Source organism: Microbacterium sp. JC 701, from assembly GCF_021026215.1.
GTDB lineage: Bacteria > Actinomycetota > Actinomycetes > Actinomycetales > Microbacteriaceae > Microbacterium > Microbacterium algihabitans.
In genome coordinates this window covers 1,311,748-1,325,018 of record NZ_JAJNCV010000001.1, presented here as the reverse complement: position 1 = coordinate 1,325,018, position 13,271 = coordinate 1,311,748, and the positions used below count along the sequence as shown (strand labels likewise).

Annotated in this window: 14 protein-coding genes; 3 read left to right on the top strand and 11 right to left on the bottom strand. The window is 70.6% G+C overall.

Annotation, left to right across the window (positions count from 1 at the left end; all coding sequences use genetic code 11):
• Positions 1 to 23: 23 nt before the first annotated feature.
• The 8 genes from LPW41_RS06280 to prmC all read right to left on the bottom strand — a co-directional run bounded on the left by LPW41_RS06280 (position 24) and on the right by prmC (position 6,118).
• Positions 24 to 812, bottom strand: coding sequence for a F0F1 ATP synthase subunit delta (locus LPW41_RS06280; RefSeq protein WP_144828551.1), 789 nt, complete (start codon positions 810 to 812; stop codon positions 24 to 26).
• A complete protein-coding gene (locus tag LPW41_RS06275; RefSeq protein ID WP_144828554.1) occupies positions 812 to 1,393 on the bottom strand; it encodes a F0F1 ATP synthase subunit B in 582 nt (193 codons plus the stop codon). The genes LPW41_RS06280 and LPW41_RS06275 overlap by 1 nt, the downstream gene beginning before the upstream one ends.
• 34 nt (positions 1,394 to 1,427) lie before the next feature.
• Positions 1,428 to 1,661: a F0F1 ATP synthase subunit C gene (gene atpE / locus LPW41_RS06270; protein WP_043360904.1), complete on the bottom strand. Its 234-nt coding sequence runs from the start codon at positions 1,659 to 1,661 to the stop codon at positions 1,428 to 1,430.
• 44 nt (positions 1,662 to 1,705) lie between these two features.
• Positions 1,706 to 2,440: a F0F1 ATP synthase subunit A gene (gene atpB, locus LPW41_RS06265; protein ID WP_230704529.1), complete on the bottom strand. Its 735-nt coding sequence runs from the start codon at positions 2,438 to 2,440 to the stop codon at positions 1,706 to 1,708.
• Positions 2,441 to 2,747: 307 nt separating this feature from the next.
• The gene (locus LPW41_RS06260) at positions 2,748 to 3,236 is read right to left on the bottom strand and encodes a hypothetical protein (RefSeq protein WP_144828560.1); all 489 of its coding nucleotides are present in this window, start codon (positions 3,234 to 3,236) and stop codon (positions 2,748 to 2,750) included.
• Positions 3,233 to 4,408: an MraY family glycosyltransferase gene (locus LPW41_RS06255; protein ID WP_144828563.1), complete on the bottom strand. Its 1,176-nt coding sequence runs from the start codon at positions 4,406 to 4,408 to the stop codon at positions 3,233 to 3,235. The genes LPW41_RS06260 and LPW41_RS06255 overlap by 4 nt, the downstream gene beginning before the upstream one ends.
• A complete protein-coding gene (locus LPW41_RS06250) occupies positions 4,405 to 5,169 on the bottom strand; it encodes an L-threonylcarbamoyladenylate synthase (RefSeq protein ID WP_230704361.1) in 765 nt (254 codons plus the stop codon). The genes LPW41_RS06255 and LPW41_RS06250 overlap by 4 nt, the downstream gene beginning before the upstream one ends.
• A gap of 49 nt (positions 5,170 to 5,218) precedes the next feature.
• Positions 5,219 to 6,118, bottom strand: a complete 900-nt coding sequence (gene prmC / locus LPW41_RS06245; RefSeq protein ID WP_230704360.1) for a peptide chain release factor N(5)-glutamine methyltransferase — start codon at positions 6,116 to 6,118, stop codon at positions 5,219 to 5,221.
• 141 nt (positions 6,119 to 6,259) lie between these two features.
• Between prmC and cysK the strand changes: the two genes are divergently transcribed.
• The 3 genes from cysK to LPW41_RS06230 are packed head-to-tail and all read left to right on the top strand — an operon-like array spanning position 6,260 to position 9,209.
• A complete protein-coding gene (gene cysK, locus LPW41_RS06240; RefSeq protein ID WP_144828571.1) occupies positions 6,260 to 7,198 on the top strand; it encodes a cysteine synthase A in 939 nt (312 codons plus the stop codon).
• A gap of 1 nt (position 7,199) precedes the next feature.
• A complete protein-coding gene (gene epsC, locus LPW41_RS06235) occupies positions 7,200 to 7,769 on the top strand; it encodes a serine O-acetyltransferase EpsC (protein ID WP_144828574.1) in 570 nt (189 codons plus the stop codon).
• Between the two features lie 39 nt (positions 7,770 to 7,808).
• Positions 7,809 to 9,209 carry an amidase gene (locus tag LPW41_RS06230; protein WP_230704359.1) on the top strand — a complete coding sequence of 467 codons (1,401 nt, stop codon included), beginning with the start codon at positions 7,809 to 7,811 and terminating at the stop codon, positions 9,207 to 9,209.
• A gap of 106 nt (positions 9,210 to 9,315) precedes the next feature.
• Here LPW41_RS06230 and LPW41_RS06225 read toward each other — a convergent pair whose 3' ends face one another.
• The 3 genes from LPW41_RS06225 to rho are packed head-to-tail and all read right to left on the bottom strand — an operon-like array spanning position 9,316 to position 13,238.
• The gene (locus LPW41_RS06225; protein WP_230704358.1) at positions 9,316 to 9,909 is read right to left on the bottom strand and encodes a GrpB family protein; all 594 of its coding nucleotides are present in this window, start codon (positions 9,907 to 9,909) and stop codon (positions 9,316 to 9,318) included.
• Positions 9,910 to 9,918: 9 nt separating this feature from the next.
• Positions 9,919 to 10,995 (bottom strand): peptide chain release factor 1, encoded by a 1,077-nt coding sequence (gene prfA / locus LPW41_RS06220; protein ID WP_144828583.1) that lies wholly within the window; start codon positions 10,993 to 10,995, stop codon positions 9,919 to 9,921.
• Positions 10,996 to 11,027: 32 nt separating this feature from the next.
• Positions 11,028 to 13,238, bottom strand: a complete 2,211-nt coding sequence (rho, locus tag LPW41_RS06215) for a transcription termination factor Rho (protein ID WP_230704357.1) — start codon at positions 13,236 to 13,238, stop codon at positions 11,028 to 11,030.
• Positions 13,239 to 13,271 lie beyond the last annotated feature (33 nt).

Genomic DNA, 13,271 nt, shown 5'->3' with positions numbered 1-13,271 from the left:
CACGCCCACTCGGGCGGAAAGTCTTAGCCTGCGATCCGCTGGCGGAGGTCGGCGAGACGTGCGGACACGCTCGCGTCGATGACGTCGTCGGCGACCTGCACGCGCAGTCCGCCGAGGACCGAGGTGTCGATCACGGTGTTCAGCGTGATCGCCGAACCGTAACGCGCGCTGAGAGCGTTCTGCAGGCGCGTCTGCTGGTCGGCGTTCAGCGCCACGGCCGTGTAGACGGTCGCGACGATGCGCGAACGCTGGTCGGCGACGATGCGTTCGGCACGGCGCAGCAGGGCGCGTACGCGACGACCGCGTGCCAGCCCGACCAGCGACGACACGATGAGCTCGGTGCCCGCGCTCGTGCGTCCGCCGAGCAGCGTCGACACCAGTGCGCTCTTCGCCGACGCGTCGCCGAGGCGACCGCCGAGGGCGAGTTCGAGCTCACCGTTCGAGGCGACCGTGCGCGAGAACGCGAACAGCTCGGACTCGATGTCGGCCGACTCGGCGACGGAGGTCGCCTGGACGGCGAGCTCCTCGAGTCCTTCGATGAACTCGCCGGCGTTCGACCAGCGCTGCTGCGCGGCACTGCTGAGCAGCGACACGGTCTGGGGCCGGTACGACGGTCCGAAGACCGCCGAGACGAGCCCTGCACGCGCCGCGGGCGGCACCGACGAGTCGGACAGCGCGCCGCTCAACTGCGCCGAACCGCTCACGGCACCGACGGCCGCGAACAGTTCGCGCGCGACGTCGAGATCGACGCCCGAGGTGGAGGCCAGGGCCTCCGCGGTCGCGGTCCGCGCCTGAGTGGTCGCGCTGCCCATCAGTTACCCACCGGTCCCTGAGCCTGTCGAAGGGTTTCGGAAGCCTCGAGCTCGGCGAGGAAGCGGTCGACCACGGCGTTGGCGCGCGCGTCGTCCGTCAGGGTCTCACCGATGACGTTGCCCGCGAGGTCGACCGCGAGGGTCCCGACCTCGGAGCGCAGCTGGACGAGGGTCGACTGACGCTCGGCCTCGATCTGCGCGTGGGCGGAGGCGGTGATGCGCGCAGCCTCTGCGGCGGCGGTCTCCTTCGCCTCGGCGACGATCTTGCGACCGTCCTGAGTCGCGCCCTCGCGGATCTCACCGGCCTGCTTGCGCGCCTCGGCGAGCTGAGCGGTGTACTCCTCGAGCGCGGCCTCGGCCTGGCGCTGGGCCTCGTCGGCCTTCGCGATGTTGCCCTCGATGGCGGCACTGCGCTCGTCGAGCAGCTTCGCCATGCGGGGCAGGGCGACGCGCCACACCACGACGACGATGATGATGAAGCACACCAGCGACCAGACGATGTCGTACACCGCCGGGATCAGCGGGTTCGGCGGCGCCTCGCCCGCGGGTTCCGCGGCGAGAGTGACAAGAGCGTTCAGCATCCTGTCTCCTTACAGTGAGTCGAGAGCGGCCGGATCAGGTGAAGATGAAGCCGGTCGCGATACCGATGAAGGCGAGCGCCTCGGTGAAGGCGATACCGATGAACATCAGGACCTGCAGGCGGCCCGCGAGCTCGGGCTGACGGGCGACACCCTCGATCGTCTTGCCGACGACGATGCCCACGCCGATGGCGGGGCCGATGGCGGCGAGGCCGTAGCCGATCGTGGCGACGTTACCGGTGACCTGGGCGAGAACCGTAGTTGCGTCCACGGGTTTTTTCCTTTCGTTGGGTGGCTCGGCGTGCGCCGGGCCGCTCAGTGCTCTTCTGCGACCGCGAGCTGGATGTAGACCGCGGTGAGGATCGCGAAGACGTACGCCTGGAGGAAGGCGACGAAGATTTCGAACAGGGTGAAAGCGAGACCGAAGGCGAGGGAGCCGGCGCCGAGCGCGATCCATCCGCCGCTGAGGCCGAACACGAAGAACTGCGTGGCCGAGAAGAACAGCACCAGCATGAGGTGGCCGACGACCATGTTCATCAGCAGTCGCAGCGTCAGAGTGACGGGGCGGATGATGAAGGTCGAGAGGAACTCGAGCGGGACGATGATGATGTACAGCGGCCACGGCACGCCCGAGGGCAGCAGCGCGTTCTTGAAGAAGCCGCCGGGGCTCTTCTTGATGCCGGCGTAGATGAAGGTCACGTAGGCGACGATCGCGAGCAGCATCGGCACCGCGATGACGCTGGTACCGGCGATGTTCAGACCTGGGATGACGCCCGTGATGTTCATGAACAGCACCATGAAGAAGATCGTGGTGAGGATCGGCAGGAACCGCTTGCCGTCTTTCCGGCCCAGGATGTCTTCGGCGATGTTGACGCGGACGAAGTCCAGGCCCATCTCGACGATGCTCTGGAAGCGGCCGGGGACGATCTTCATGCGGCGCGTGCCGACCACGAGGAAGATCACCAGGACGGCGGTCGCGAGGAACTGGACCAGGTTGATGCGCGTGATCTCGAACGGCGCACCGAAGATGAACAGCCCCGGGAAGGTGATGACCGCGTCAGGGAAGAACTCCGAAATGGACGGCGGGTGGAATTCCGCACCCGCAGACGCGAAGTTCGTGATCAGGGTCGCAGCTTGAGTGGACAGCGCTGGCTCCAGCTTCGGGGCATCGGTGTGAACCGTTGCGACGATGGTCGGTGAGAGTACCCGAAGTGCGAACCTGGAGAAGATTTCCCATCGCGGGTGGGTACTTATGCAACCCTATCAAACTCCCGGCGGATCCATGAGTCCGGGCATCCGATCGTCTCGCCGCCGGACTAACGTGCACGGCTGCGGCAAGAGGTGGGTTATGGGCGATTCAGTCCCGTCGGTCGCCCGCATCGGGGTCGGTCGGAAGCGTCACATCGCTCGCGCTCGGGATGCGCATGCGCAGCAGGACCACGACGTCGACGGCCAGTGAGGCGATCACGCTGACCACGAGGGCGACGTAGAAGACGACCGGGTCGACCCAGTCCTGTCCGCGCAGCACGACGATCGCGACGATGAACAGCACGAGCTTCAGCAGCCACCCGCCCAGCACGATGCCGAAGAAGATCGGCACGTAGAGGGGGTCGCCGAACCAGCGGTTGGCGATCAGGATGCTGGTGGCCGTGACCGCGAGGAAGATCGCGCTGACCGCGACGCCGGCGAGCGCGCTGCCGAGGCCGCCCGCTCCCCCGACCAGGAAGCCGACGACACCGCCGATCACGAGGAGCGCGAGGGTAACGAACCCTCCCCAGACGAGCGCCGTGCGCAGCACGGGAGTGCTCGAGAGGGGACGACGATGGGCGGGGGCGGTGCTGCTCATGAGGGGGACTCCGGTCGGGTGGGTCGGGGGCGCCGCGCGAGGCGGCGCAGACGATGCTGTGAGGGCAGGAGGGTGAGCACCGCGCACGCGGCGACGCCGACGACTCCGAAGGCGATGCCGAACGCGTAGTCGCCGGGCCAGCTCTGCTGCGTGCCGATGTACATCAGCAGGAACGCCAGGCTCACCACGGCGGTCCAGCTGTAGAAGATCAGCACGGCGTCGCGGTCGGAGTGACCCATGTCGAGCATGCGGTGGTGCAGGTGCTTGCGGTCGGGTGAGAAGGGCGAGCGCCCGGCCCATTGGCGGCGGGCGACGGCCAGGCCGAAGTCGAGCAGCGGCAGCAGCACGATCACGACCGGGAGCAGGATCGGGATGAACGCACCGAGGAGCTGCGAACGGCCGATCTTCTCGGGGTCGAGCACCGCGGGGTCGAGCTGACCGGTGATGGCGACGGCGGAGCTGGCCATCAGCAGGCCGAGCATGAGAGCCCCGGCGTCGCCCATGAAGAGCTTGGCGGGCGTCCAGTTCATCGGCAGGAAGCCGAGGCACGCCCCCACCAGCACGGCCGCGATGAAGGAGGCGAGGTTGAAGTAGGTGCTGGCGCCGGTGTCGCGCACGAGCAGGTAGGAGTAGGCGAAGAACACCCCGTTGGCGATGAGGCACACCCCCGCGACGAGGCCGTTCAACCCGTCGATGAAGTTGACGGCGTTCATGACCACGACGAGGGCGAAGACCGTCAGCAGGAAGCTCACCCAGCTCGAGCCCACCGTCAGAGCTCCGATGGGCAACGACAGGATCTGCAGTTGCCCGAACCAGGCGATGACGCCGGCGGCGATGAACTGCGCGCCGAGCTTGATCATCCAGTCGAGGTCCCACAGGTCATCGGCCACTCCGACCAGCACGATGAGCAGCACGGCTCCGAGCAGAGAGAGCACGGGGACCGGATCGGTCCAGAAGATCGCGAAGTAGGGGTTGCGGCTCGACAGCGCGAACGCCGCGACGACACCGAGGAACATCGCCACCCCGCCCAGGCGCGGCGTCGGCGTCTTGTGCACATCGCGATCCCGGATGCCGGGATAGAGCTTGAACCGCAGAGCGAGCTTCCACACCACCCACGACAGCGCGAGCGTCACCGCGGCCGTGAAGAGGATGGTGAGGAGGTATTGGGTCACGGACCCGGCGCCTCGGCATCCGGGGTCGCGTCGGCGATCGGCGTAGCGTCGGACGACGCGGCGGCGGATGCGGACGGGGTCGGGCCCTCGTCGACCGGGTCGGGCTCGAGCAGGTCGCCCAGCACGGCACGCAGGCGATCGCGCGAGATCGCGCCCTCGCGCAGCACGCGCACCTGCGGCTCGGCGCCGCCCACGAGCGTCGTGGCGTCGATGATGGTGGAGGCGACGCCGGTCTCGCTGGGACCAGCGTCGAGGTACGCCGCGACGCTGTCGCGCAGCATGTCGCGCGCGGAGTCGATGTCGACGGCCGCCGGACGACCCGTCAGATTGGCGCTCGAGACGGCGAGGGGGCCGGTCTCCTCGAGCAGCTCGAGCGTGAGCTTCTGGGCGGGCATGCGCACCGCGACGGTGCCGTGCGTGTCACCGAGGTCCCACGACAGCGAGGGCTGCGCGGGCAGGACGATGGTGAGCCCGCCGGGCCAGAACTCGCGCACGAGGTCGTCGACCGCGGGCGGGATCTCGGCGACGAGCGCGCGCAGGGTGGCGACGCCCGGAACGAGCACGGGCGGCGGCTGCTGGCGACCGCGGCCCTTCGCCTCGAGCAGACCCGCGACGGCGCGCGCGTTGAACGCGTCCGCGGCGATTCCGTAGACCGTATCGGTGGGGAGCACGACGAGTTCGCCTCTGCCGATCGCCTGACGCGCATGGCGCATCCCGGACAGCAGTTGCGACTCGTCACGGCAGTCGTAGACGGGAGACATGTCGGGCCACAGTCTAGTCGGGCCGCGTGGGAGACGTGATCGGCCGCGATCAGGGACGGACGGCCGTCGTCGCGCGGTCGCGGGTGGTCAGGTCGGGGTGCGTCGCGGCCGATCTCCAGCCGTCGGCCGAGAGGATCGCGCGGATCGCCTCGCCCTGCCACTCGCCGTGCTCGATGACGATCGTGCCGCCGGGGTGCGCGAGGCGCAGACCCACACGACTGAGAGTACGCACGGCATCCAGCCCGTCCGGTCCGCCGTAGAGCGCCGCGGGAGGGTCGTACAGCCGCACCTCGGGGTCGCGCGGGATGGCGTCGTCCGGAACATACGGGGGGTTGGATGCCACGACCGAGACCGTGCCGTCGAGCTCGGGGAACGCCTCGGCGAGGTCGATGAAGGCGAGCTGCAGATTCTGCGCGCCGATGCGGGCGAGGTTGAGCTTGGTCCAGACGAAGGCGTCGACGGAGTTCTCGGCGGCGAAGACCCGGGCGTGCGGGACCTCGGTGGCGAGGGCGAGGGCGATCGCTCCGCTCCCGGTGCCGAGGTCGACGGCGATGGGGGCATCGGATGCCGCGACGCGCAGCGCGTCGATCGCCAGCTGCGCCACCATCTCGGTCTCGGGGCGCGGAACGAACACCCCCGGCCCGACGGCGAGCTCCAGGGCGCGGAAGGGCGCGAGTCCGGTGAGGTGCTGCAGCGGCTCGCGGGCGCAGCGTCGGTCGACGAGGGGCGCGAGAGCGCGAACGGCGGACTCCGGCATCCGGTCGCCGCGGATGGCCGCCGCCTGCACTCCCCCGCGCGAGGTCTCGAGCACGTGGCCGACGAGCAGTTCGGCGTCGACCTGCGCGTCGGGGATCCCGGCGGCGGCCAGTCGGGCGGCGGTCGCGCGCACCGTCTCGACGACGCTCGTGGCGGCGGGGGCGGGCGCGGGCGCGGAAGCTGTCTCAGGCATGACGGGAGTCGAGTTTAGTCGTGCGGGTCCCGCCCCCGCCGGGGCGCCTGCGCGCATCCTGCCGCACGGCGTCACACAGGCGTCGGTGTCGGAGGGCTCACCTAGGATGATCGCGACCCGAACGACGGCGAAAGGCGAGCCATGCCCGGCATCCACCCCGACATCACGACAGCTTTCGGCGACACTCCGCTGGTGCGCCTGAACCGCGTCGCCGAAGGCACCGACGCGCAGATCCTGGCGAAGCTGGAGTTCTACAACCCCGCCTCGAGCGTCAAGGACCGCCTGGGCATCGCGATCGTCGATGCGGCCGAGGCCTCGGGCGAGCTCAAGCCCGGCGGCACCCTGGTCGAGTCCACCAGCGGCAACACCGGCATCGCGCTGGCCATGGTCGGCGCCGCCCGCGGCTACAAGGTCATCCTCACGATGCCCGCGTCGATGTCGAAGGAGCGCCGCATCCTGCTGAAGGCGTTCGGCGCCGAGCTCGTGCTCACCGACCCCACCAAGGGCATGTCGCACGCCGTCGACGAAGCCAAGCGCATCGTCGCCGAGACCCCCGGCGCCGTCTGGGCCCGTCAGTTCGAGAACGAGGCCAACCCCGCGATCCACCGCAAGACGACGGCCGAAGAGATCCTGCGCGACACCGAGGGCAAGGTCGACTACTTCGTCGCCGGCATCGGCACGGGCGGCACCATCACGGGCGTCGGTCAGGTGCTCAAGGAGCGCGTACCCGGGGTCAAGATCGTCGCCGTCGAGCCCGCCGACTCCCCCGTCCTCACCAAGGGCCACCCCGGCCCGCACAAGATCCAGGGCATCGGCCCCAACTTCGTGCCCGCGATCCTCGACCGCGACATCATCGACGAGGTCATCGACGTCGAGTTCGACGACGCGATCCGCCTGGCCCGCGAGACCGCGGCGAAAGACGGCATCCTCGTCGGCATGTCGTCGGGTGCCGCCATCTGGGCCGCGCTCGAGGTCGCACGTCGCCCCGAGGCCGCGGGCAAGAACATCGTCGTCATCATCCCCTCGTACGGCGAGCGCTACCTCTCGACCGCTCTGTACGAGCACCTGCGCGAAGACTGACGTGGGGGTCCTCTCCCGAATCCGCGAAGACGTCTCCTCCGCCAAGCTCCGCGACCCCGCGGCGCGCGGCGCTCTCGAGATCGCCGTGCTCTACCCGGGTCTTCACGCCGTGTGGTCGTACCGCATCGCGAACCGCCTGTGGCGGCGGGGTCTGCGCTTCCCGGCGCGGGCCCTGTCGCAGGTGACCCGGTGGCTCACGGGCATCGAGATCCACCCCGGAGCCACCATCGGGCGCCGGTTCTTCATCGATCACGGCATGGGTGTCGTCGTGGGCGAGACGGCCGAGGTCGGCGACGACGTCATGCTGTACCACGGCGTCACTCTCGGCGGTCGTCAGCGCGAGGGCGGCAAGCGCCACCCCACGCTGCACGACGGGGTCGCCGTGGGCGCGGGGGCGAAGATCCTCGGCCCGATCACTCTGGGCGCGCGTTCCGTGGTCGGAGCGAACGCCGTGGTGACGCGGGATGCACCGGCCGACAGCGTGCTGGTGGGGGTGCCGGCCACGGCCCGCACGCGCCGCGGGGGCGAAGACACCCGCGCGCTGCTGACCACGCCCGAGTACTGGATCTGATCGCGACCGCCTGCGCCGGCATCGCCGTAGGCTCGGACAATGCCCCGTCTGCACGACCTCTCGCTCGTGGCCCAGGTCGACGGACTCCGCAGCGGTGACCTCTCACCCGCCGAGCTGACGACCCACTACCTCGATCGCATCGACCGCCACCGCGGTCTCGGCGCCTTCGCCGAGGTCACTCCGGATGCCGCGCTCCGACGGGCGGCCGACCTCCCCCGACCGGCCGACGGACCGCTGTGGGGCATTCCGCTGGCGGACAAAGACCTCGTCGCCCGCGCCGGCGTGCCCACGCGGTACGGATCGCGCGCGCGGGTCGACCACGTGCCCACGGCATCCGATCCCCTCGCCGCGGCACTCGACGCCGCCGGAGCGATCAACGTCGGTAAGACCAGCACCTCGGAGTTCGGTCTCACCGGGTTCACCGAACCGCTGATCCACGACCCGGCGCGCGATCCCTGGCGCCCCACCGCGGGCGCGGGCGGCTCGAGCGGTGGGGCGGCGGTGGCCGTCGCCGCGGGACTCCTCCCTGCGGCCGTCGGCTCGGACGGCGGCGGCTCGATCCGCATCCCCTCGGCGACCGTGGGGGTCGTGGGCCTGAAACCCTCGCGCGGGCGGCTTCCAATCGGCTCGGGCTTCGACTCCCCCGACGGACTGTCGGTCACGGGACCGATCGCACGCACGGCGGAAGACGCGGGCCTCCTGCTCGACGCCCTCGTCGGCCTCGCCCCCTTCTCGTACGCGACGGCCGCCCCCGGAGCCGGGCCCTTCGCCGACGCCGCCCGACGCGACCCCGGCCACCTGCGCCTCGGCGTCACCACCGTCTCACCGTGGGATGACGACGAAGACATCATCCTCGACGCCGACGCTCGCACGGCCCTCGACACGGCCACCGCCTGGCTCGACGACTCTGGGCACGCGGTGGCGGATGCCGACTGGCATCCGTTCGGCTATGCGGAGCTCTTCCACGTGCTCTGGCGGGCGAGTGCCGCACGCATTCCGCTGAGCGACGCCGATGCCGAGCTCGTCGAGCCGCTCACGGCCTGGCTCGTGCAGGAGGGGCGTCGCCTGTCGGCCCTCGACCTGCTCGGCGGACTCGCGGCCGCCCGGGCGTTCGAGCGTCGCACCATCACCGACTTCTCGGCCTTCGACGCCGTGCTCACCCCGGCTCTCGCGCAGCCGCCCCAGCCGGTCGGCTCGTACGCGGAGCACGGCCCCGAGCGCACGTTCGCGATGCAGGTCGAGTACGCGCCGTACTCCAGCTTCGTCAACGTCGCCGGGTTGCCCGCGATCACTGTGCCGGTGACGACGGATGCCGCGGGCCACCCCGTGTCGGTGCAGCTCGTCGGCCGCCCGGGGGGTGAGGCGACGCTGCTGTCGCTCGCCGCTCAGCTCGAGGCCCGCCGGGGCCCGCTCCCCCATCCGCCCGCCTGGGACGTGTGACGCTCCCTGCGACACAGCGCAGGAGATCCGACTTCATCCCCGCGCCGGCCTCGGCATGTAGACGGGGTGACGTCCCTGGATCCTGCGTTGTGGTCTCGGGATGGTGTCAGGGCAACAGGCCGGCCGCGGCGAAGGCTCGGGCGTAGATCTCGCGGATCACACCCTCTTTGCGGGCGTTGTACTCGCTCATCAGGCCGTCGGCCGCGACAGCGCGCTTGACCGCGGCGTACCGCTCGCGATCGGCCTCGTCGGCGCGCAGCCAGTCGCGGAAGATGCGGTGCCGTGCGGCCTCGGGGCTGTCGGGCGGCCACACGTGAAGGTTGGCGGCCGGCTCGGCCGAGACCAGGCAGCGATGGCCGAGCCACCACGGCTCGCGCACGCGCAACACGAAGCCGAGTGCTTCGAGTGCCGGCACGTAGGCATCCTCGTCGTCGGTGTCGGCGACCGTCAGGTCGATGTCGATGACGGGCTTGGCGGCCAGCCCGGGGACCGACGTCGACCCCACGTGGTCGATCCGCAACGCGCGCTCGCCGAGCGCCGCGACGATGCCCGCGCGGAGCGTCTCGAAGAGCTCGGGCCAGGCGGCATCCGGATCCACGATCTCGATGTGCCGCACCTGCTCCACGGCGCCGACCCATGGCGAGAGTCCAGGCCGGGGCGGGGTGTCGTCGAACGACACGATCTGAGCGGCGGTGAGCACCACCCGAGCTTAGGAGTCGGCGAGGGCCGCGAGGCGCGCTTCTTCGTCGGCCGTGATCGCCGACTCGATGATCGGGCCGAGGGCGCCGTCCATGACCTGATCGAGGTTGTACGCCTTGTATCCGGTGCGGTGATCGGCGATGCGGTTCTCGGGGAAATTGTAGGTGCGGATGCGCTCGGAGCGATCCATGCCGCGGATCTGCGACTTGCGCGCATCGGCGGCGACCGCGTCGCGCTCCTCCTGCTGCTTGGCGAGCAGGCGGGCGCGCAGCACGCGCATACCGGCCTCGCGGTTCTGCAGCTGCGACTTCTCGTTCTGCATCGACACGACGATTCCGGTGGGAACGTGGGTGATGCGCACCGCGGAGTCGGTCGTGTTCACGGACTGACCACCGGGGCCCGAGGAGCGGAAGACGTCGATCTTCAGGTCGTTCGGGTCGATGCCGACCTCTTCGGGCTCGTCGACCTCGGGGAAGACCAGCACGCCCGTGGTGGAGGTGTGGATGCGACCCTGCGACTCGGTGGCGGGCACGCGCTGCACGCGGTGCACTCCGCCCTCGTATTTCAGGTGCGCCCAGACACCCTGAGCGGGGTCGCTCGACGATCCCTTGATCGCGACCTGGACGTCTTTGTAGCCGCCGAGATCGGATTCGGTGCGTTCGAGCAGCTCCGTCTTCCAGCCCATGGATGCCGCGTACTGCAGGTACATGCGCAGCAGGTCGGCCGCGAAGAGGGCGCTCTCGGCCCCACCCTCGCCGCCCTTGATCTCCATGATCACGTCACGGGCGTCGTCGGGGTCGCGCGGGATGAGCAGGCGCCGCAGGCGCTCCTGCGTCTCGGCCACGCGCTCCTCGAGCGCCGGAACCTCTTCTGCAAAGGCGGAGTCCTCACGGGCGAGCTCGCGAGCCGCCTCGAGGTCGTCGGACGCCGCGGTCCACGCTTCGTGGGCCGCGACGATCCGCGACAGCTCGGCGTAGCGTCGGTTGACGCGCTTGGCGCGCGCGGCGTCCGCGTGCACGGCCGGGTCGGAGAGTTCCTCCTGGACGGCCTTGTGCTCGTCGAGCAGTCCGCGGACCGACTCGAACATGGCGGGTTCCGACATCGCGCCTCCCGCCCCGATCAGCGGATGCTGTTGTCGTCACCGCCGCGCGAGGGCGCCGGGATCGACTTCTGCATCTGCACGAGGAACTCGACGTTGGACTGCGTCTCCTTGAGCTTTCCGAGCACGACCTCGAGGGCCTGCTGGGGGTCGAGACCGGCCAGCGCGCGACGGAGCTTCCAGGTGATCTTGACCTCGTCGCTCGACAGCAGCATCTCTTCGCGACGGGTGCTCGACGCGTTGACGTCGACCGCCGGGAAGATGCGCTTGTCGGCGAGCTGGCGGCTCAGGCGCAGTTCGCTGTTGCCGGTGCCCTTGAACTCCTCGAAGATCACGTCGTCCATCTTGGACCCGGTCTCCACGAGCGCCGTGGCCAGGATCGTGAGCGATCCGCCGTTCTCGATGTTGCGCGCGGCGCCGAAGAAGCGCTTGGGTGGGTACAGCGCCGAGGCGTCGACACCGCCGGAGAGCACGCGGCCCGAGGTGGGGGCGGCGAGGTTGTACGCGCGGCCGAGGCGGGTGATCGAGTCGAGCAGCACGACGACGTCGCGGCCGAGCTCGACGAGACGCTTCGCGCGCTCGATGGCCAGCTCGGCGACCGTGGTGTGGTCTTCGGCCGGACGGTCGAACGTCGAGGCGATGACCTCGCCGCGCACGGTGCGCTGCATGTCGGTGACCTCTTCGGGACGCTCGTCGACGAGTACGACCATGAGGTGGACCTCGGGGTTGTTCGTCGCGATCGCGTTGGCGATCTGCTGCAGCACGATCGTCTTACCGGCCTTGGGGGGCGCGACGATCAGGCCGCGCTGGCCCTTGCCGACCGGGGCGACCAGGTCGATGATGCGCTGCGTGAGCTTCTCGGGGCCGGTCTCGAGGCGCAGGCGCTCCTGGGGGTACAGGGGCGTGAGGTTGTTGAACTCGACGCGGGTGGCGGCGTCGTCGACCGACAGACCGTTGATCGAGTCGACCTGCACGAGCGCGTTGTACTTCTGACGGCCCTGCTGCTCGCCCTCGCGGGGCTGCTTGATGGCGCCGACGACGGCGTCGCCCTTCCGGAGGTTGTACTTCTTGACCTGACCGAGCGAGACGTAGACGTCGCTCGGGCCGGGCAGGTAGCCGGTGGTGCGCACGAACGCGTAGTTGTCGAGCACGTCGAGCACGCCGGCGATGGGGACGAGCACGTCGTCTTCGCCGATCTCGGTCTCGAACTCGTCGCCCGTGGTGGTCTGGCCGCGGCGCTTGTTGCGCTGACGGTTGCGGCTGTTGGCTGCGCCGCCCTGCTGCTGCTGCGCCTGCTGGCCGTTCTGCGCGTTGTCGCGCTGGGCACCGTCGCGCTGGGCACCGTCGCGCTGGCCGCCGTCGCGCTGGCCGCCGTCGCGCTGCGCGCCGTTGTCGCGACCGCCCTCGCGCTGGCCGCCCTGCTGCTGCTGCTGCTGCTGCGGGGCCTCGGCCTCGTCGGCGGCGGGCTGAGCGGCGTCGGCCTTGTCGGCGTCGGTCTTGTTGCGGTTGCGGTTGCGCGAGCGGCTGCGGCCACGGCCACGGGCCGGGGTCTCGTCGGCCTGCTCGGCACCGTCGGCGGGCGCGGCGTCTGCCTGCTCGGCGTCGACCTGCTCGGCGTCGCCGTCAGCGGTCGCGGCGTCGGCCGCGGGAGCCTCGGTGGTGGCAGCCTCGTCGACCGCGGGGGTCTCGGTGCTGGCGTCGGCGTCGGCGGCCACGTCGGCGGCCGTGGTGACCGGGGTGGTCGCGGGCTCGTCGGTCACGGCGTCGGCGGCAGCGGTCTCGGCGGCGGGCGCCTCGGCGGCGGCGGCCTCAGCGGCGGCCTTTTCTTCAGCGGCGGCGGCCTCGGCGGCGGCCGTCTCTTCGGCGGTCGCGCTCTTGGCACGACGCGGAGCACGCTTGCGCGGGGCGCGCGCGGGCTTCTCGACCGGCGCTGCCTCTTCTGCGGCGGGCTCTGCGGCGGCCTCGGCGGCGGGCGCCTCCGCAGCGGCGGGCGCGTCGGCGACCGTCTCGGCCGGGGCCTCGGCGGCGAGAGCGTCATCGGTGAACAGTGCCTCGGGGGCGGCGTCGGCCGGGGCCTCGTCGGCCTCCGGGGCCGCTTCGCCCTCGGCCGCAGCGGGCGCGTCGGTCTGTTCGGTGTCGGTGCCCTCCACCGCAGCCGTGGGCTGCTCTTCGGTGGGGGTCTCGGCGCCCTCGGGCGCGTCGACGGGCTGGGTCTCGGAGATGGACTCCACGAGTGCTCCTCAGGATGAAACGTGATCAGATCG

Excerpts from the sequence above, each read along its gene's own strand:
- LPW41_RS06280 (WP_144828551.1), bottom strand. The coding sequence starts at position 812 with ATGGGCAGCGCGACCACTCAGGCGCGGACCGCGACCGCGGAGGCCCTG.
- LPW41_RS06250 (WP_230704361.1), bottom strand. The coding sequence starts at position 5,169 with ATGTCTCCCGTCTACGACTGCCGTGACGAGTCGCAACTGCTGTCCGGG.
- prmC (WP_230704360.1), bottom strand. The coding sequence starts at position 6,118 with ATGCCTGAGACAGCTTCCGCGCCCGCGCCCGCCCCCGCCGCCACGAGC.
- LPW41_RS06260 (WP_144828560.1), bottom strand. The coding sequence starts at position 3,236 with ATGAGCAGCACCGCCCCCGCCCATCGTCGTCCCCTCTCGAGCACTCCC.
- LPW41_RS06230 (WP_230704359.1), top strand. The coding sequence starts at position 7,809 with ATGCCCCGTCTGCACGACCTCTCGCTCGTGGCCCAGGTCGACGGACTC.
- LPW41_RS06275 (WP_144828554.1), bottom strand. The coding sequence starts at position 1,393 with ATGCTGAACGCTCTTGTCACTCTCGCCGCGGAACCCGCGGGCGAGGCG.
- cysK (WP_144828571.1), top strand. The coding sequence starts at position 6,260 with ATGCCCGGCATCCACCCCGACATCACGACAGCTTTCGGCGACACTCCG.
- prfA (WP_144828583.1), bottom strand. The coding sequence starts at position 10,995 with ATGTTCGAGTCGGTCCGCGGACTGCTCGACGAGCACAAGGCCGTCCAG.